The sequence below is a fragment of the Salipiger bermudensis genome (assembly GCF_020171625.1).
Classification (GTDB): domain Bacteria; phylum Pseudomonadota; class Alphaproteobacteria; order Rhodobacterales; family Rhodobacteraceae; genus Salipiger; species Salipiger bermudensis_B.
On record NZ_JAIUZY010000007.1, the window covers coordinates 68,829 to 86,022 of the forward strand.

General features: G+C 63.8%; 21 protein-coding genes. 1 reads left to right on the forward strand and 20 read right to left on the reverse strand.

Annotated features, from left to right (window positions below; all coding sequences use genetic code 11):
- Positions 1 to 42 precede the first annotated feature (42 nt).
- The 17 genes from LCM15_RS13805 to LCM15_RS13885 form a co-directional block, all read right to left on the reverse strand.
- A complete protein-coding gene (locus LCM15_RS13805; RefSeq protein WP_224857362.1) occupies positions 43 to 438 on the reverse strand; it encodes a hypothetical protein in 396 nt (131 codons plus the stop codon).
- A 78-nt stretch (positions 439 to 516) separates the two neighbouring features.
- On the reverse strand, positions 517 to 1,110 hold the full coding sequence (locus LCM15_RS13810) for an N-acetylmuramoyl-L-alanine amidase (RefSeq protein ID WP_224857364.1): 594 nt from the start codon (positions 1,108 to 1,110) through the stop codon (positions 517 to 519).
- A gap of 135 nt (positions 1,111 to 1,245) precedes the next feature.
- Positions 1,246 to 1,644, reverse strand: coding sequence for a hypothetical protein (locus LCM15_RS13815; protein ID WP_224857365.1), 399 nt, complete (start codon positions 1,642 to 1,644; stop codon positions 1,246 to 1,248).
- Positions 1,641 to 1,820 carry a hypothetical protein gene (locus LCM15_RS13820; RefSeq protein ID WP_224857367.1) on the reverse strand — a complete coding sequence of 60 codons (180 nt, stop codon included), beginning with the start codon at positions 1,818 to 1,820 and terminating at the stop codon, positions 1,641 to 1,643. The genes LCM15_RS13815 and LCM15_RS13820 overlap by 4 nt, the downstream gene beginning before the upstream one ends.
- Positions 1,820 to 2,065 (reverse strand): hypothetical protein, encoded by a 246-nt coding sequence (locus LCM15_RS13825; RefSeq protein ID WP_224857370.1) that lies wholly within the window; start codon positions 2,063 to 2,065, stop codon positions 1,820 to 1,822. Before LCM15_RS13825 ends, LCM15_RS13820 begins: the two co-directional genes overlap by 1 nt.
- 5 nt (positions 2,066 to 2,070) lie before the next feature.
- A complete protein-coding gene (locus LCM15_RS13830) occupies positions 2,071 to 6,411 on the reverse strand; it encodes a hypothetical protein (protein ID WP_224857372.1) in 4,341 nt (1,446 codons plus the stop codon).
- Between the two features lie 10 nt (positions 6,412 to 6,421).
- The gene (locus tag LCM15_RS13835) at positions 6,422 to 9,757 is read right to left on the reverse strand and encodes a host specificity factor TipJ family phage tail protein (protein WP_224857373.1); all 3,336 of its coding nucleotides are present in this window, start codon (positions 9,755 to 9,757) and stop codon (positions 6,422 to 6,424) included.
- Positions 9,754 to 10,155 (reverse strand): C40 family peptidase, encoded by a 402-nt coding sequence (locus tag LCM15_RS13840; RefSeq protein ID WP_224857375.1) that lies wholly within the window; start codon positions 10,153 to 10,155, stop codon positions 9,754 to 9,756. Before LCM15_RS13840 ends, LCM15_RS13835 begins: the two co-directional genes overlap by 4 nt.
- Positions 10,152 to 10,682, reverse strand: coding sequence for a hypothetical protein (locus tag LCM15_RS13845; RefSeq protein WP_224857377.1), 531 nt, complete (start codon positions 10,680 to 10,682; stop codon positions 10,152 to 10,154). Before LCM15_RS13845 ends, LCM15_RS13840 begins: the two co-directional genes overlap by 4 nt.
- A complete protein-coding gene (locus tag LCM15_RS13850; protein WP_224857379.1) occupies positions 10,679 to 11,107 on the reverse strand; it encodes a hypothetical protein in 429 nt (142 codons plus the stop codon). Before LCM15_RS13850 ends, LCM15_RS13845 begins: the two co-directional genes overlap by 4 nt.
- Complete coding sequence (locus tag LCM15_RS13855) at positions 11,104 to 13,287, reverse strand: hypothetical protein (RefSeq protein ID WP_224857381.1); 2,184 nt, start codon at positions 13,285 to 13,287, stop codon at positions 11,104 to 11,106. Before LCM15_RS13855 ends, LCM15_RS13850 begins: the two co-directional genes overlap by 4 nt.
- 276 nt (positions 13,288 to 13,563) lie before the next feature.
- Positions 13,564 to 13,851, reverse strand: coding sequence for a hypothetical protein (locus LCM15_RS13860; RefSeq protein ID WP_224857383.1), 288 nt, complete (start codon positions 13,849 to 13,851; stop codon positions 13,564 to 13,566).
- Positions 13,852 to 13,898: 47 nt separating this feature from the next.
- Positions 13,899 to 14,339 (reverse strand): hypothetical protein, encoded by a 441-nt coding sequence (locus LCM15_RS13865; RefSeq protein WP_224857385.1) that lies wholly within the window; start codon positions 14,337 to 14,339, stop codon positions 13,899 to 13,901.
- Between the two features lie 48 nt (positions 14,340 to 14,387).
- Positions 14,388 to 14,741, reverse strand: a complete 354-nt coding sequence (locus LCM15_RS13870; protein WP_224857387.1) for a hypothetical protein — start codon at positions 14,739 to 14,741, stop codon at positions 14,388 to 14,390.
- Positions 14,741 to 14,947: a hypothetical protein gene (locus tag LCM15_RS13875; RefSeq protein ID WP_224857388.1), complete on the reverse strand. Its 207-nt coding sequence runs from the start codon at positions 14,945 to 14,947 to the stop codon at positions 14,741 to 14,743. The genes LCM15_RS13870 and LCM15_RS13875 overlap by 1 nt, the downstream gene beginning before the upstream one ends.
- 26 nt (positions 14,948 to 14,973) lie before the next feature.
- Complete coding sequence (locus LCM15_RS13880) at positions 14,974 to 15,186, reverse strand: hypothetical protein (RefSeq protein WP_224857389.1); 213 nt, start codon at positions 15,184 to 15,186, stop codon at positions 14,974 to 14,976.
- A 4-nt stretch (positions 15,187 to 15,190) separates the two neighbouring features.
- Positions 15,191 to 15,670: a hypothetical protein gene (locus LCM15_RS13885; protein ID WP_224857390.1), complete on the reverse strand. Its 480-nt coding sequence runs from the start codon at positions 15,668 to 15,670 to the stop codon at positions 15,191 to 15,193.
- A 37-nt stretch (positions 15,671 to 15,707) separates the two neighbouring features.
- On the opposite strand from LCM15_RS13885, the gene LCM15_RS13890 reads away from it, so the two are divergent.
- A complete protein-coding gene (locus LCM15_RS13890; protein WP_224857391.1) occupies positions 15,708 to 16,010 on the forward strand; it encodes a hypothetical protein in 303 nt (100 codons plus the stop codon).
- Here the strand turns inward: LCM15_RS13890 and LCM15_RS13895 are convergent.
- Genes LCM15_RS13895 through LCM15_RS13905 form a run of 3 tightly spaced genes read right to left on the reverse strand, consistent with a single transcriptional unit; the run spans position 16,007 to position 17,159 of the window.
- On the reverse strand, positions 16,007 to 16,411 hold the full coding sequence (locus LCM15_RS13895; RefSeq protein ID WP_224857392.1) for a head-tail adaptor protein: 405 nt from the start codon (positions 16,409 to 16,411) through the stop codon (positions 16,007 to 16,009). The two genes, LCM15_RS13890 and LCM15_RS13895, sit on opposite strands and share 4 nt — an antisense overlap.
- On the reverse strand, positions 16,408 to 16,968 hold the full coding sequence (locus LCM15_RS13900) for a hypothetical protein (protein WP_224857393.1): 561 nt from the start codon (positions 16,966 to 16,968) through the stop codon (positions 16,408 to 16,410). Before LCM15_RS13900 ends, LCM15_RS13895 begins: the two co-directional genes overlap by 4 nt.
- Entirely contained in the window at positions 16,965 to 17,159 is a 195-nt protein-coding gene (locus LCM15_RS13905) for a hypothetical protein (protein WP_224857394.1), read from the reverse strand. The genes LCM15_RS13900 and LCM15_RS13905 overlap by 4 nt, the downstream gene beginning before the upstream one ends.
- Positions 17,160 to 17,194 lie beyond the last annotated feature (35 nt).

The following is a 17,194-nucleotide window of genomic DNA, read 5'->3' on the forward strand; positions in this document are numbered from 1 at the left end:
CCGCGCCGTCGGATCTGGCGAGGCGCGGAAACACTCGATTGCCTACCTGCGGGCGCGCGAGGGCGTCGGATCTGCCGGGATCTGGAGGCCCGCGTGGGCCATCGCCTCGCGGTAGTAGCGCAGCACCAACCTGTCGAGGACGCCATCGCCGGGCACGAGCTGCTCGATCTTCTCCGGAATGGAATGCTGGGCGTGGTGGATCGCGAACGCCTTGATCTCTTCGAACCCCGCCTCCGGCCCGCGGGCGAGCGCAGCTTCAACACCGCTCTTGATCGCGGAATGCAGCGCCTCGCGTGCATCACGCTCGATTGCGATCCCTGTGGCGGCGGTGAAGGCACCGGCGGCGCGGTTGATGATGATGGTCAGGATGATGCCGAAGAGGCCGAGGAGCGCTTCCTGCAGCCCCGCATCGGCGAGGATCGACTTCAGGATGTCCATGAGGGTTTCCTTTTATGGAAAAGCGGCACAGCGCCGCGGAGAGGACCAGCGCGAGGCGCCAGTCGGTGATGGGGAGGATCATTCGCCGGCCAGCGCGCGGTTGGCGGTGTCGCGGATCTCGGCCAGGCGCCAGCGGAGCTTGGTCGCAGCGGTGCAGTCCGGGTCGACCGCCGGATCAGCCTCGGCCGGCGGCAGCGCGCCTGCGAGCCACTTCGCCACATTGAAGCCCGGGCAGGCCTTGGCCGCGTATTCGTTGTGGCCACTGATTTTGAGTTCCGGCCCGTAGGTGCTGTCGAGATCCGCAAGCAGCTCGCGCAGCGCCGCATCCTGCGCCTCGGTGAAATGATCCGAGAAATCGTCCGTCTCCGCGCTGCCGTGGCCACCGAACAGCGAGACGCCGATGGTCCCGGTGTTGTGGCCTTTGACATGCGCGCCAGTGCGCTCGATCGCGCGCCCGGTCGCCACCGTGCCGCCGCGATCGATCAGGAAGTGATAGCCGATGTCAGACCATCCGTTGTCCTCGACGTGCCAGCGTTTGACCTCCGCCACCTTGTCGGCGGTCGAGTGGCCATCCATCCAGTCGGCCCGTGTCGCCGTCGCGTGAACAATGATCTCTGTGATGGGGCGCATCTTCATCTCCAAATAGAAAAGCCCGGCGCGATGGCCGGGCATTAGGGTTGTCTTCAAGTTGTCGATCTGCTCATGTCCGCGGGCGAGTGCTGCGGTAGGCCTTCTTTCCCCAGGTCATGCCGCCTACCCCAGGCGGGCGCAGCGCTCGCGCCTAGCCTTACCAGCAAAGGGGTTAGGTCAGCGCCTGCGGAAGATCGAAGAGAGCCGGAACGGCTCGGGATAGGTCACGCAGGTCAGAAGGTTGTAGAACGGACGCTCGTTCTCGGGGATCGCAAGCAGCCGCGCACGCAGAACCATGAGCAGCCCGGCGATCAGGCATAGCTCGAAGGCGATGTTGAGGTTCAAACCGCCAAGGGCATCGCGCACCGCCGCCCAGTCCTCTCCGAGGAAGACACGACCGAAGCTCCAGTAGACAGCGCGCCCGATCGAGCCGAGGGCGAAGAAGAAGAACCCCCACGCGAGGGAGGCGGCCGGCGGGGTCATTTGCGCCAAGAGGTTCGGGATATAGGCACGGGCCACCCACAGCCCCAAGATCAGCGTCACCAGCGCCGAGATGTGGTGGAAGTCCATCGTCACTCGTTCCTCTTCGGCCGTGTAATTTCACCCAGAGCGAGGGCGAGCTCTTTCTCGACAGCCTCCCGCTTCAGACGCAATTCCGCGAGGGTGCGCTCACGCGCTGCGATCGCGGGCGCAGCTTCCCTCACCCGGTCCGGCGGCGGCGAGCAAGGCTTCTTGAACGGCCACAGCTGCATCAGGAACTCCCCCCGATCTTGCGCAGACCCTCGGTGATCCGCTCGAGCGCCGAGAGCGTGCTCACCTCGCGCTGGATCGCGCCATCGAGGTGCTTTTCGGATGCCTCGATGAGGCGGTCGGTGAGCTGGGCGGTCTTCTCGCGCTCTTCGGCCAACTCCTTCCGGATCAGCTTCCGATCGTAGATCAGCGCGCCCAGCATCAGGCCGAGCGCGCCGAACTGCTCGAAGAACCATTGGAGATCCACGATCTCTACCCCTCGTAATCCCGCACATCACTGCCCGCCTCGATCACGCCGTCTGTGACCGTCTGGTACGTGCGAATAATTGAGCCACCCGTCGCGCAGAGGTCGCTCTCGTTGTCACGTGAAATACAGGTGTCCAACCACATCAGGGAGGCGTCAGAACCGCCGGATGCGACACCGGCCCGGTAGCCACAGCCATTCTCCGGATCACCCCGGCTTGCAGAGGAAAGACACCCCAAATTCAGGGACTGGCTGTCGTTGATGTCGTGGACGTTGCGGATATTGAGCGGATAGCTGCACCCGACACGAACAACAGCCCCCTGATCGTGCATTGTGCTGCCGTTGTTCGCCGCCCCGCCATCATGACCGTTGTTTCTGCCGACGCAGCCCACTTCCAAGGCGTATGGGCTGCTGCCATGGTAGTTGAAGCCGTCGGCAATGTTGACCGCTGCAATGCAGTCCTTCAGGAGCCACGTCTGAGAGCCTGTTGCGCAGTTGAGACCATTGGCCTGCAACGTGCCGGCGCCGCTGCTGTACTTGACCGTGCAGCGATCTAGTACCGACGCTGCCCTCGCGCCCGTGGCCCTGACCCGGAGCGGCCCCGATCCTCCCTCAAAATCAACATCCTGCGCCCATAGCACCGGCGATGCCTTGTCGATAACCAGATTGTCCGCTTGCACTAACGCCAGGATGGCATCGTCGGCCGCGCGGCCGTCTACGGTATGGACGTAGAGAACATGGGTTGAACTGTCGTAGAAGTAGCTGCCAGCCGTCGCATCGCAGTCCGCCACGTCACTGGCAGCGGTTAGTCGGCGGTAGTCGCCACGATCATAGGCCGGACGCTTCATAGACAGTGTGTCGATATCGATCACCGATGCGTCGAGGATCGACAGAAGATCATAGCCGCTCGAAGGGCGATAATCGACCTCGACAGAAGCTTGGTAGACGCTGGTCTGGCCCGAGGTCTTGGTCCATGTCCGCGGGGGCATCCTCATGGACGAGACGATGCGCGCACCGTCCCATGAGCGGATCACCAGCGCATCGGCTGCGACCGTGGCCCCGGCGAAACTCAGCGCATGGGGATAGACACCGCCCTTGGCGATCACCATGACGTTGCCGGTGCGACCATCTACGGCAGCCGAAAGAGACTGTAGAGGCGCGGCCTTGGTGCCCGCGTCCGCATCACTTCCGGCCACCGGATCGACGTAGAGGACAGCGTCGGCGTCGGCCTTGGCGAAAGGCGCCGCCAGCGCAGGATCGAAGTCGCAAAGGAAAGACCCGTCATCTTGGCGATAGACGGAATACGGAATTACCCACCTGTTGAAGCTCGCAGGCACGCTTACGGCTGCGGATGCTACTGCGGATGCGGCCACGCCGGTCAGCGCCCCGATGCTGGCGTGCTGCACCGACTGAAATTCAACGATCTCTTGAACGCCTCCGGACCCGTTGCGCACCGCGCACCAGACCGGCCCAACGGGGATATCATCAAGATCGACCGTTTCACCCGTTGTGCTGATCGTCAATGTCCCCGTGCCATCAGCCTCACGGCGCAGTCGCATCGAGATAACATCGTCTTCGAGGATGGCTCGCTCGATAGCGGCAGCGAGCAGCTCTATCGAGTCAGAGCCTTGACCCTCGCCCTCGAAGCGCTGCACACGACCATCAGTCTGCCAGACATACATCTTGCGGCTTCGGTTGTCTTTGCCGCCGGGCCCCACACCGATGCCAATGCGGCCCGAGCCGGCGCCAAGCTTCTTGGCGGTAATGGTGACCTCCGAGGTGCGACCCTCCTCAAAGACAACATCTGACGCCCGCATGACATACCAGTTCTGACCGGAAGCCCCCAGAGCCACCCCTGTTTCAGTAAGCCTCGGTCGCGGATCGTAGGTGTCGTTTGCGATCGATCCGAAATCGATCACGACCCGAGGCATATCACGCAGATTCTCGGACAGGCCGCGTGCACGAGTTCGCTCAGCAGCTGCACGATCGGCATTTGTCGGGCGCGGCCCGGCGAGAGGCCCGGAAGCAACAACGAGGCCCGCAATCTTCATGGCGCCACCGTCACGTCGAACCCGGATGTCGATCCATTCGCAATCCGGGTGAAGAGAAATGCCTTCAACCCGGTATTCCCCGGGCGCATCTACGGCTGCCCCTGGAATTGCCACCTCGTCCACCTGCACCGAAACATCGTTATCCGACGCGGTTTGCCTGATCGCGAGGAACCGCTCCTCTGCCGGGTCGACTTCCTCCGCCGACAGCACGACCACCGAGGCCGACACAACACCCGCCGCCTCAAACAGATGGCGAGGGAAGCAGCGAAGAGACATGTAATTCCCACCACCCGGCGTCGGCTCAAGCAAAAGGGTGGCCTGACCGCCCTCGATCGAAACGGTTTGCGCCGACCCTACCGGGAAAACCATCTTGGCAAGGTCAGAAAACGCCGCTTCCGCCGGGGTCAACAGTGATACCCCAGACGGCTCAGAGAGCCGAAAACGCGTTTCAACATCAGCGGCAACGCGAGCCGTGGTCTCTGCCGCGTCATCCGACGCACGCGTTTCAGCTTCTGTTGCAACAGCCGCCGCCAAAGCATCATCAGCCTCAACACGCGCTTCGGCCTCTGTCGCGATCGTCGCCACAAGGTCTTCGGTGTTGGCCTTGCCGTCCAGCGCGGCCTGCTGCGCGGTGCTGACCGGCTTGTCGGCATCGGACGTATTGTCGACCGCACTCAGGCCAAGATCAGCTTTCGTAAGGCCTTCCTTTTCTTTCACCCAGAATGCGTCGAATGCTTGCTTCACCCGTAGCGCAGACCACGCGCGACGCTGATCCGCTGCGCCCTCTTCAGCTTCACCCTGAGGCACCGGCGTTAGCCTATCGGTCACGTCGCGCAGATCGATCACCGCCACGTCGGTTTCGTGGTCACCACCGTAGACGCGCAGATAAGGGAGCGCGTATCGCGCCGTCGCCGGGGCCCGATAGTCCGCGCCGACCTCGGTCGAGAAGGTGAAGCTCGCGCTCTGCACACCATCAGAAGCAACAATCGGGCCGAGATCTTCGATCCGCACGTTCGACACATTCGCACGCGCGGCCGAGAGGTTCTGCATCCTGATCTCGACCGTGTGCCCCGACGGGTCGGCCGGGTTCGTTGCGCGGATCAGGCTGAACCGCGCCTCGTAGGTACGGCCCGCCTCGAGCGCCACCTCATGGCGCGGCGCGATGTCCTGGTATCCGCCCACCGCGTCCGCGCCATCGAGACGCCAGACACCGCCAAGCGTCGGGTTGGTCGCAGCCGAGCCGGCCGTGATCGCGGCACGATCCGCGCCCGTCAGTGCCGACGAGAAGGCCCCGCTAAGCTCCGGTCGCGCAGGCTGGCGCTGCAGAAGCCGGCCAGCCTCCTCACCGAGCGCGCCCTGCGCCAAGCTGGCCTTCGCGTCGAGCGCCGCCTGCAGGCCAGAGACGGTGCTGATCGCCTGCGTGCCGGTGTGGTTCGAACGGCCAAGGAAAAAGGAGACGAACACCTTCTTCAGCGCGAACCCGTCGGCGCTGTCGGAGATCGGGATCACGTCCGCACCCACCGGGCTCGCCTTCGCGCCGCGGTTGCTCAGCGTGATGCCGAAGTTTTCCTGCACCCATGCATTGATTGCCTGCCAGACGCGAACGGCGGTCCAGGCGCGGCGTGTGGTCTCGGCCCCTCCCTCGGCCTCGACCTGCGAAACAGTTTCAAGATCGGCGATCGAGACCTTACCCGCGAGCTCGGCCGTCATGGTCGAGGCAAAGTTGGGGTCATCGCCAAGCGCCGACGCCAACTCGTTGAGCGTATCAAGCTGCCCGGGGGCCGCATCGATCAAAGCGGCGAGGGCCGACTGCACGAACGCCGTGGTCGCGATCTGCACGCTATCATCGCCAGCAGTGGCGGTCGGCGCAGTGGGGATACCCGTCAGCGCCGGGCTCAGAAGCGGTGCAAGGCTGGTGAGGCCAGTATCACCGATCCACACCCAGCGGCCCCAGCTGTCATTCCAGCTGTAGCGGCCCGCATTGCTGACCGAGGCGCCGTCATAGCCCGTCGCTGTCGCTGCGCTATGGGTGCCGCCATCGCTGTCGAGCACCTCGCCGCCGACGCCGTCCTCGGTCGGCGTGATCGCCTGAAGGTCGGCCCAGGTCGCCTTGGCGACATAGCCACCGGTGATCTGCGCCGTCAGCTCGGCAAACTTCTCCGCGACCGCGCCGCTCCCGGCCAGCTGGGTGGCAAGGCTGGCGATCAGGTAGAGACCGACCGTGCCGTCATGCACCGCAAGGAACGAGTCAGCCGAAGAGAGCGCAGCCTTGTCAGGCACGCGAATACCATCTGGCATGGTGAAGACCTCAGATAATGGTGGTGGTAAGAGCGCCAGAGACGCTGGATACGATGCTGTTCGCGCCGACAGCCGCGAAGCGGTATTCGTGCGCCCCCTGCGGCGCCGTGGCGGCGGTCCGCGCGTAGAGAACGACCTCGGTCGCCGAGCCGTCGAAGTCCGACGTCGCGACGATCTCGAGGCGGTCATTCCCGGAAATGGCCGTTAGACCGAACAGCGTCCGGCCGTCGGCGTCGATCGCGGCTGTCGCGACTGGCGTCCCGCCTGCCAGCTGAACCGTAATGCTGCCTGCTGTTCGCCCTGAGACCGTGACCGCGCCCCGGTAGGTCGTACCCACCGAAAGGCTCAGCGGCTGCGACATCGTGCTGGCCACCCCGGGCGCATGGGTCGCGGCGCCGCCGGAAATCATCCAGCCGCCTCCCGCCGCCCACTCGCCCGGGTCGCCCATGTCTCCGGCGCTCAGGAGGTCGGCGCGGGTTCGATCGCCGTCCGAGAAGGATGAGGTGACCCCGAGCTCGACCTCGAGATTCTTGATCAGGTCGGTCTTCGCGTCGAACGTGTCGCCCACCGAGGTTCGGAAGATCAGCACCGTGTCAGTGGCCGGGTCGCCGTTGGCATAGTCGATGCCGGCATATCCCAAACCGGAAGTCAGCAGGATGCTCTCGATATTGGGCGCGTCCGGAACGGTCTCGGTGTCTGCGACCGCATAGGTCAGGATCGAGCTCGTACCGCCGGCAGCACCGCCGACGCTGTAGGCCGTCAACCGAATCTCGATCTCGTCGCCGACCTCGTACTCAAGATCAACCGCCCCCTCGCGACCGTAGATCGTCGCACTGTCCCAGATGACCTCCCCATCGAGGCGATGCTGTACGAGGATCGAGCCGACCTGAACCGTCTCGGTGTCGGGCATCCGAGCCGAGACCCGCACAGCCCGGACAGTCGGATCTCTGTCCCCCCAACCGTCGATAATCGACAGGGAAAAGTCGACCGTGTCGTAGATCACGCTCACGCCGGAGAAGACCGGCGCGTTGGGCAGTCCCCCGGTGAGGATCGAGCCGACGATCGGGTTCCAGTCCGGCGGCACGTAGGCATCGGTGAGCGCGTCAATCTCCTCTGCGTCGTTGGTGAGCGTGAGCCGGCAGGAGAAGTTCTCGCCTGGCTCGATCAGAAGCACCCGGCACGGGAAGCTGACCTCTTCTGACGGGCCGAAGAGGACAAGATCCCCCGGCGCCGGCAGCGCATCACCCTGCACCAGGAGCGCCTGTGTCGTGCCAGGGGCCGTTGTGACGGTCGCGATAGCACTGTCGCCCACCGTGTTCGCCTCATCATAGGCCATCCAGCGCAACGCGTAGCTCTGGCCGGCTTCCATCGTAACCGGCTCGTCGATCACCACGCGCGAGCCATCGACGGTCAGAACCTTGCCCGAGACCTGCACCGAGGACAGCACGTCATGCGACAGGAGTACCTTGTCTCCGCGCGTGGCGGCTCGGATAGCCCCCTCCTGCATGACGCGAAAGGTGTCACGCCGCTGGATCACCTCCTGCATGCGCCGATAGGTCTCGCGCGCCACCTCGTCGGGATCAGTCTTTCCCGGCATCTCCCACTCTTCGAGCAGGTCGATCGCGCCCTCATTGCCCGGCCACGGATGGATCAGCTCGGCCTCGCTGTAGTTGTTGGTCTCATCGAGGAAACGGACGCGAATGCCATCCGGCGGCTTGATGTAGCTACGCTCTCCCTCGAAGCCCCAGCTGTTGCGCGGGGAGATGTGGTCGACGACAACGTCCTGCGGTCGGTCGATCACGACACCCCACTTCTCACCATCATGGCGCGGGGATGCCCGGCCCGCCGCAGCGATCTCCGCCAGCATTTCGCCGAAGCTCATCTGCGAGGTGATCGTGGCGTCGTAGCGAAGCCCCTTCTGGTCGCAGAACAGCCACCACTCCTCGAGCATGTCCCAGTCGATCTCGGCGTCTGGGACAGGTCGCGCCTGATAGGCACCGCGCAGCGCATCAGCGAAGATGTCGGCCGGGTTACGGCTCAGCGCCTCGGCCCATGTGTCGACCCCGTCGAAGGCATGGACGTAGCGCTCGACGAGGGCGTTTAGGCGCGAGATCGTCCCGTTGATCTGCTCGGTTGCCTTGACCCGGGCCTCGACAAGGGCCAGCGGCGCCGCATCGAAGTTGATCGGGTATTCCGGTCGGATCGACTGGAATGCGAAGAGAGTGGTGGCATCGCGGAACCGCGCGGCAGTCAGCGACTCGGACAGCCTGGTGATCTCAACCTCCCACGACCCGCGCGATGGTAGTGACCATCGGAACTGCCGGAAGAACGGGGTGATCGTCCTCTCCGAGTAGGTGACCTCTTGAACCTCATCCCACTCCGTTGCGCCGCTCTCGCGCTGACGAATTCGCAGCCGCACCGACCGACCATCCGGGTCGCCGTCGCTGTCGATCCTCGTCAGGCCCTGCGGGAAATGCACGATGATCGACGCCTCGGTGGCGTTCGCGCAGGTCTCATAGACACTCGTCTGCAGCTCTGCCGGATCGCCTGTCGGGTTCCCGTACTCATCCAGCGGCTCCTGCGGCCCCTTGAGCTCGACGTTGACGTTCTCCTCGAACACCTGCTGCGTCACGATCTCCATCGGGTCATCGCCAACAACACCCTCCCGCGTGCGGTAGAGCACGTTGGTGAACTCGTCGATCGACGTGTCGCCGATCCGGATGTCTGAGATCTTCAGCCGGCCATAGCCGAAGGTGAAGGCGGCGCAGACGTACTGCTCGCCGTTGATGATCTGGCTGTAGGGCAACGCGGCATAGACAGGCGCCATGCGCTTCTTGCCGAGCACCAGCGGGATCGGCTTGCCCGCGGGCAGATCGTTGCTCCAACCGTTGATCGAATAGCGGCTCTCCGGACCGTCAGGCGAGTTGAGGGACGGACGCGGGATCAGGGCATTCATTGCCGCACCGATCAGCAGCGTCGTAGCGACGGCAGTCCCGACCCAAATCGCGTTCAGAGCGAACGCTCCCAAGCTCGCGCCTGTGGCAAAGTAGAAGGACGTCCCGATGGCGCTCGACACCCACGTGGCGATGGAGATGGGATCCCCCTCCACCACGCGGATGATGACCGTGGTACCGGGGTGCGGGCGCACGTTCCCCCACCAGTCGCGCGGTATGATTTGGAATTTCCCATCGCGGCTGATCGCGACCCGGGTCCGGCTCAGCACCGCCTCGGACGCGCCGGGCAGCTGCGCCGCGACGATCTCGGCAACGGTCACGGTCGCCGCAAGGTCGAAACTCTTACGCGCCTCGGGCGCGACACCGCGCGTGATCAGAACAGGGATGGTCAAAGCATGGCCTCGTGTCGGTGGGCGCGGACGAAACGGTCGCGCCACATGGGGTCTTTGCGCGACACGATCACCGCGCTGGATCTGGCGTGGACGTGCAGCATTCGCGTCCGGTCCACCGCCACGGCGACGTGGCAGTCGTGCCGACCGACGCGGAACACCAGCGCATCGTAGGGCTGGATCTGATCGACCGGCGCCCACGGCCCGGCCATAGACTCCCCGGCCACCATAGCGGCCAGGCGGGCGTGCTCTGCGCAGGTGGCATAGCCCTCGGTGAAGCTCGGCAGGTCGATCCCGAGATCCTCGGCGTACACGAGGCGAAGAAGCCCGTAGCAGTCGACCCCGGCGCGGTCCCGACCGAGATCCGCATGAGGCAGGCCAACGAAGTCAGACCAGCTCAACGGTAGAGCCCCGGGAAACGGTGCTTTCCGACGACATGCATCGGCGCCCCCTCATCCTCGATCGGCTCGCGGCTCATCTGGACTGCGATTTGAGATCCGAACCGGGCGGTGACGACCTCGAGACCGAGCCAGGCTTGCTCTACCAAGTTAGGTGTCGACGCCATGACCACCGCCGCGTTTGCCTTCGCGCGGGTCTCGAAGCTCCGCAAAAGAGCCGGAAGCGTGGCGTCGAAGAGGTCGATGACGATGCGCATCTGCGCCGGCACGTCGTCTTCGTCGCCTGGCATCTCGAGGCCCATCGGAACCCACAGGAAGAACTCATTCTCCTGGTTTGCCCCGCGCCAGCTCGAGCGCGTGCCGCGGATCTGCGCCTCTGCGCTCTGCGAGATCAGATCAGCGTTGTCGCTGCTCAGGCGAACAGGCGCGTCGAGATCAGGGTGCGAGACCTCTAGAAGCACGACAGGAAGGTCATCGGCGAATGCAGCGTCCTGCTGCGCCCGCGCGTTCAGCGAAAGGACGCGGCTCATGTGGGTAGCTCCACAACGGAGAAGCTTACGACTTGCCGGCGCAGGACCGGGTTCGCCGCGACGGGTGGCGCATCGCCCCACTGGCACAGCATCATCTTCGCAGTGAGCAGCGGCGCGTCGTTCTCATCAAGGAGAGAAAGGCCGGCCTCGTCCAAAAGAAACGCGCCGTCGACCGCATAGTCCGGCATCCAGAAAAGACGGGAGCCCTCTGCGCAATCATCGATGTAAAACCGGTCGAACTTTGCCTTCTGCCAAAGTTCAAGAAGCACCTCCAATTGAACGGTCCGGGCGACCGCAGAATAGCGGCGCGAAACCTTCGGCGGCCCAGCATCGAAACTCGACTGACGCCGCCCATCCATGCGCTGCGATCGATAGCCCGAGAAACGAGGCGCAGGCAGATCTGCCGGGAATGTGGGGATCGTCATCGGCGGGGCCTCGGAGCTGCTGCGCCACGCGACTGCAGGAACCTCTTGCCAGGAGCTTGGCTGAGCGCCTGCACGGCCTCCTCAGACACACTGATTCGCGCCGAGACCTGCCCGCCATCCTGGACCCGCTCCACGTTCACGAAGCCCGCGGCCTCATTGATGATCGGCATGTTGACCACCGGCGCCGCTCCACCGATCTGGTGGTTTGGCACGACAAAGCCAGACGAGCCCGGAACCATCACCTCCGGCCCCCGCTCACCGACCACGTAGGCACGGCCCGCTGACACCGGCCCACCTGCGGCGCGGAAGCCACCGAAGACAGCCCGCAGGATGCCTCCGAACCCGCCGCCACCCGAAAGCCCGCTGAACAAGCTGGTGAAAATGTCCGAGACCCCGGACGAGATAAAGTCGCTCGCGATCCGCTGGAATACCCCGCGCATCGCCTCCCCGAAGTCTTGGCCCTGCGTGATCGCCCCGGACACAGCGCTGCCAATGTCGTCGAAAATGCCCGACACGCTTTGGCTGCCACTTTGCACAGCCTCGCCAGCCGCATCCGTGACCTGCTTTGCCGCACCGGCGGCGGCGTGCGCCGCCGCCTGGGCGTTGCCGGCGATGCCAATACCCAGACCAGACATGAGATCCGCGCCGATCTTCATGAACTCACGTGACGGCGATCGCGTGTCAGTCTCATCGCGGACAGCATCGATCGCACCGCGTGCGACATTCCGCCCCGCCGACGAAACCTTCGACCGGCCACCAAGAAGGCCCTCGACTAGACCGTCGATGATGTCGGACCCAGCCTGTCTCGCGGACTCCCAAACACGTCCTGGGATCGCCTTGATCCATTCGATCAGGCTGGTCACAAGCTCGTCTATCGCGCCGCCCACCGAGGCGATCTTTTCGCGAATGCCGGCGCAAATGGCCGAGATGATATCCCGCCCGGTCTGCACGGTATCTGTGAAAACCCGCGTGACGGTTTCGACGACGCCGGGGAAAGTGTCGCGGATGTAGGAAACGAAGGTGTCGGTGATCCGCTGCGAGGCCTCCAGCGCGCCCTTAAAATCACCCCGCATGAGCGCAGCGAAGACCTCGATATAGCTCACGGCGATGTCGAAGGCGGCTTTTCCGGTGTTGCTGAATACTTCCCAGACGCGTTTGGCCACTGAGCCGACCGTATCGAGGGCGGTCTGCAGGAACGGATATTTCTCGACCAAACTGTCCCACTTGAGCGCGACATAGGCCACTGCGCCGGCGACGGCGCCGAACGCCAAAACAGCAAGACCGATCGGCGAGGCGAGAGCCGCGAGACCGGTGGCAACAAAGCCAAGCGCCACCGCCATCGGACCGATCGCGACGGCAGCAGCCCCGACTGATGCCACGAAGGACTTCATGCGCGGCGACAATCCCGAGAACCACTCAGCGACATTGGCGATGCCTTCTGAGATCGACCTGAGCGCTGGCGCGAGCGCAACCGCCATCTGGTTGCCGAGCCCCTTGGTGACGAGCCCCAGCGCGCTCATCGCGTCGTTGGCCTCTTCGATCTTGTCCGCATCGACATCAGAAACGGACACGCCGAAGCGCTCGATTTCATCGGTCGCCTTGTCGATCGTGGCGGCGTCCAGGCGCAGCATCGCTAGACCGGTCTTGTCACCGAAGACCTGAGAGGCGACCGCGGCCTGCTCTGCCGCCGGCACCACCGCCGCGATGCGCTCCTGGATCAGCTTGATGCGCTCGGCCGCATCGAGCTCCGCCAGATCAGCCGCCTCGATACCGAGCCGCGCAAAGGCTTTCGCCCCAGCACCGGCCCCCTGCTCTGCAAGGCTGATCCGGCGGGTCATGCGGCGCAACGACCCCTCCAGATCACCCTGCGAAATGCCGGCCATATCGGCAGCGCGGGTCAGTGCCTGGATGCTGCTGGTGGTCGTTCCGAGCGACTGAGCAAATTTCGCCTGCGCGTCGACGGTCGAAAGCGACGAGCGAACGAGAAGACCGGTTGCGGCCACAAAAGGCGCAGTAACACGGGTGGACATCGTCTTGCCCACCTTACGCATGTGCCCCGCCGCCTTCGTCAGAGAGCGCTGTAGGCCATTCATGCTGGCCTGCGCGCGCTTGGCACCTTTTTCGAACGCCGCGCTATCGAGGCTGAGGAGGGCGCGCAGCGCGCCGATTTCAACTGCCATTTGCCGCCTTTCCGCTCACCGCACGCATCCAGGCACGCGCCTCAACGAGATCCGCCTCGCGGTTCTCGCCCTCTTGGCGCTCAAAGCCCGGCCTATCCGGCATGTCGTTTGGTTGGTGCACCGCGAAGCGGTGGTATTGCGCAGCCTGCCAGGCAAGGCGCGCATCACGGAGGGACGCAGCCTCGATGATCAGCTGCGCCTCTCGCATCGTGGTATTGGCCCACTGCTCGGGATCCCGCCCTGCCAGCGCCCACGCTCGAAGATGGGCAGCCCAGTCTACTTCGACCGGGCTGCCCTCTTCGCGTTTTTTCCTGCGCCACCATTCTTGGATTCGGGGAAAGCCGCTTCTGCAACCTCGCCGAGAAGCTCACCGGCCCCTTCTACGCCAAGGCCGTCGACAAGTTCCGCAGCCGCGTCGAGGTCGACCCCTTTGCCGTCGTCTGCGCATTCCGCGACGATCTTGACGAGGTCGCCGATGCGGAAGCCATCTTCGAGGTCACGCATCACGTCGACGATGCCCTTCCCGTAGATGTCCTCGATCGCCATCATGGCACGCGTCGTCATTCGGAAGGTCCGCGATCCACCGCCGATTTGCTTCGTGACACCACTGATCATGCGACGGTTGCCTCGGTGAAGGTCGGCGCACCGCTGGTACGCACCACCAGGTTCATGCCGATGATGGCACCGACCTCGTTCTGCTCCAACTGCGGGACCACGTAGCCGGTGAATTCGAAGATGTCTCCGGTTGTCTGCCCCCCTTCGAGCGGCATGGTGGTCCGGAAATAGACCAACGTGCCGGCGGCCATGTAGCCGTGCGCGGCAGCATAGCCGGCGCTCGAGTAGCCGCAGGGTATCGTGATCGAGCCCGCATCCTTCAGGCCTGCGACATATTCACGATAACCGCCCGGGCTCTGAAAATGCGTGGCATCTTGGTACTCGACTTCGACGGTCGGCACCCCGAGGCCCTTACACTCGGGCACGTTCTCCAAGTTGTTGCCGTCGGTGCCCCATTCGGTGGTGGCACCGTAGACAATACGCTGCTTTGTCGCCATGGCGATCACTCCTTTTCAGCGTTGGATGAATGCCGGTCGCCCGGCGGTTTAGTCGCGGTGCCAGACCGCGAACGTCAGGGAGACACGCTGCAGAAGCTGCGTATCTTCCGTGAACCCGTCGCGGGTCGCCTCAAGGAATGCTCCTTGGATCGGCCCGCCGCGGTAACCTTCAAGCACCGCCCGGATTTCAGCCTCGGCGGCATGGGCGTCTTCGACCGTCGCGCCGTAGCAGTCGATCTGCACACGCGTCTGCATCAGCCCCTTGCCTTGCAGGTGCATGTCGCGCACGCCGCTGGTCCGGTAGATCGAGGCCCGGGGCAGCCCGACGCCATCGCCGAGAGAGCCCCATGCGATGGTGAAGCTAACTGCGCCCGAGAGCAGTGAGTAAAGGTGCTCTTCCATCAGCAGACCGGATTCAGGCCGTGCCGGTTGAGCACGGCGAACAAGGAAGGGCCGGCCATGCACTCGAAAGCCTGCCGTTCTGCGTATACCTGGATGCCATCGTCAAGGGCCGCGACTAGTTCGATCCGGAGCGCTTCGATCTTGCCAGCGGGCCAACCCCGCACGGCCTCGGCCACATATTCGACCAAAGCGTCGAGATCTGTCATATCGATTTTCATCTCGAAGCAGGCCATTAAGCGGCGACCACCGCGATATGGCCGTCGACCCGACGGTGCTGAATGGAACCCTCGACAACGAGGATATCGCCCGTCTGGTCTCGGTCTATGACAATGGCGTATCCGGATTCATCATCAGCTTCGACAACGTCCTTGATTTCGACACCATCACACAATACGCGCACCGGCTTGCCGGCGAGACACGTGTTCTCAGGGGTGTACTTCGCCATCCCATCAACCCTTCGCCGCCCGCTTCGCGCGGCGCGCTATCGTCTTCTCGATCTCATCCCAGAGCCGAGCGCCGAGACCTTCGAGAAGACTTTGTTTGTGAATATCCCAAGCCGGCTGAAGCATTGGTTGTGGCGCCACCGACCCGGTGAACCGCCCGTTCTTCTGGAAACGCGGTCCGGTGCCGAACTCAACCAGATGCGCATGCGGTGTCCCATTTGCGCCCCCAGGAGACCCGACGAACATATTGATCACGCTGCGACCCCGCTTTGCGTAGCTATCGCCCAGCTGCCCGGCAGCAATGCGAGAGGTGATCTGAAAGACATCATCACGCGATCCCGGCCAGAACGCGTTCGCGGTGTCGGCAATCGGCTTCAGCTCTTTCTTCATCGCCCTGCGCGCCACCCCCTTTGCAGTCCCTGCTGGAAGTTGAGCAAGGGCCTTTTCAATCTCCCGGAATCCCGTCAATTTGAGCGACACTGACATCTGGACCACCCTCGATTAAGATTGGGATTTTTCGTTTATGACCGAACCGAAGAAGCAAAGCCTCGTTGATGAAGCTCGCGCTGATAACGCCGAAAGAGATCTGCTGATAGAAACCTACAAGGAAAGCACCGGCCTAACCTGGCTTTGGTCTCTACTCTTCGGACCAATCTATTTCTGGGTGCATGGATTCGTCGGAATGGGCTTTATCGTGCTCATCGTCAGCATTGCCACCTTCGGCATTGGCATCTTGGCGGCGCCTTTCCTAGCGTATTACGCTTGGAGAAAACGCGCAGAGAAAAAGGCCTCGAACATGGTCGCAGTATCAAAGTTGCGCCGCTAGGCGACCACCATCCCCTCAACCGTGAGATAGACCCACTCTCGGTCGGTGATGGCGTCCACCTCTTTCACATCCCACCGGTTGCCCGGCAGAGCGTCACCGCCAACACCGTCGGGCAGCCCGCGGCGCACATCGCGCATCCGGTAGGCCGTGGTGATCGCCCGCGTGGCAGCGCTGGACCGGACTTTGATCTTGAAGACATGGCGCCCCGCGAGGCGCGCGGCTTGAACAGCCTCATTGCCGCTCTGGTAGATCCACTGAGCCCGGCAAGCGTGGCGTTCCTCCCACGCGAACGTCGTGCCGCCGAGGCTGCCGGTGGTGCCGACGTTCTCGTCGAAGGCGACAGCTTCTCGCAAGTTGCCCGCCGGCCCCTTGAGGCGCGTCTCATCCCGCCGCCCGATCACACGCGCACCCACCGGTAGGGTGAGATCAGCCGATCATAGAAGGGCGCCGAAACAGAGACCCCTTCGCGCTCAACGTACTGGTGCGCGACCATCTGCATAATCGCGACCTTGAGTGCCTGCGGCACCGCATCGGCGCCACCGAACCCGCAGACGAAATCCACCCGGATCGCCGCGATCGAATCCGATGCGAGCGCGGGAAGGCCCCAGTTCTTCGGCAAGACCACCCGCGTACCTGCCGCAACAGGCGCGAGCTTGACCTCGGGTCCCAACTGCACCTCGCCGTCCGCATTCTCGTAGGAGATCGCGACCGAAGACACATCCGGCACCGGCAGAACGAAATCGCGCGACCAAGCATCGAGAACAAGACGCCATGTCTGATCCACAATCGCCCTCCCGAGAATGCCCCGGAAGCCGTCGAGGTGCGACACGCTCGCTTTGATCATCGTCTCGATAAGCGCATTGTCCTCATCGTGCTCCACGATCGCGTGAGCCTTGCACTCCGCGGCTGTCACCGGCAACTCTAACGGCGCCTCGATCAGGGTTGGCCGAAATGTCACTGGTCGGCCTTGTTGCTGGGCACCTGCCGCGCCTTGTTCTTGGCAGCGGGCTCAGCTTTCTTCTGCGGCTTCGCCTGCGCGAGAACGCCGCGCTCAACGAGGTGCGCAACATCCGCCTCGCGCGCCTCGCGCTCATCGCCTTCATCATACCATTTGTCGCCCTGATGCGGGCGCAGGACCGTGAACTTCATGGCTCAATCCTCCATCGGCTTACTGAGAGGGCGGG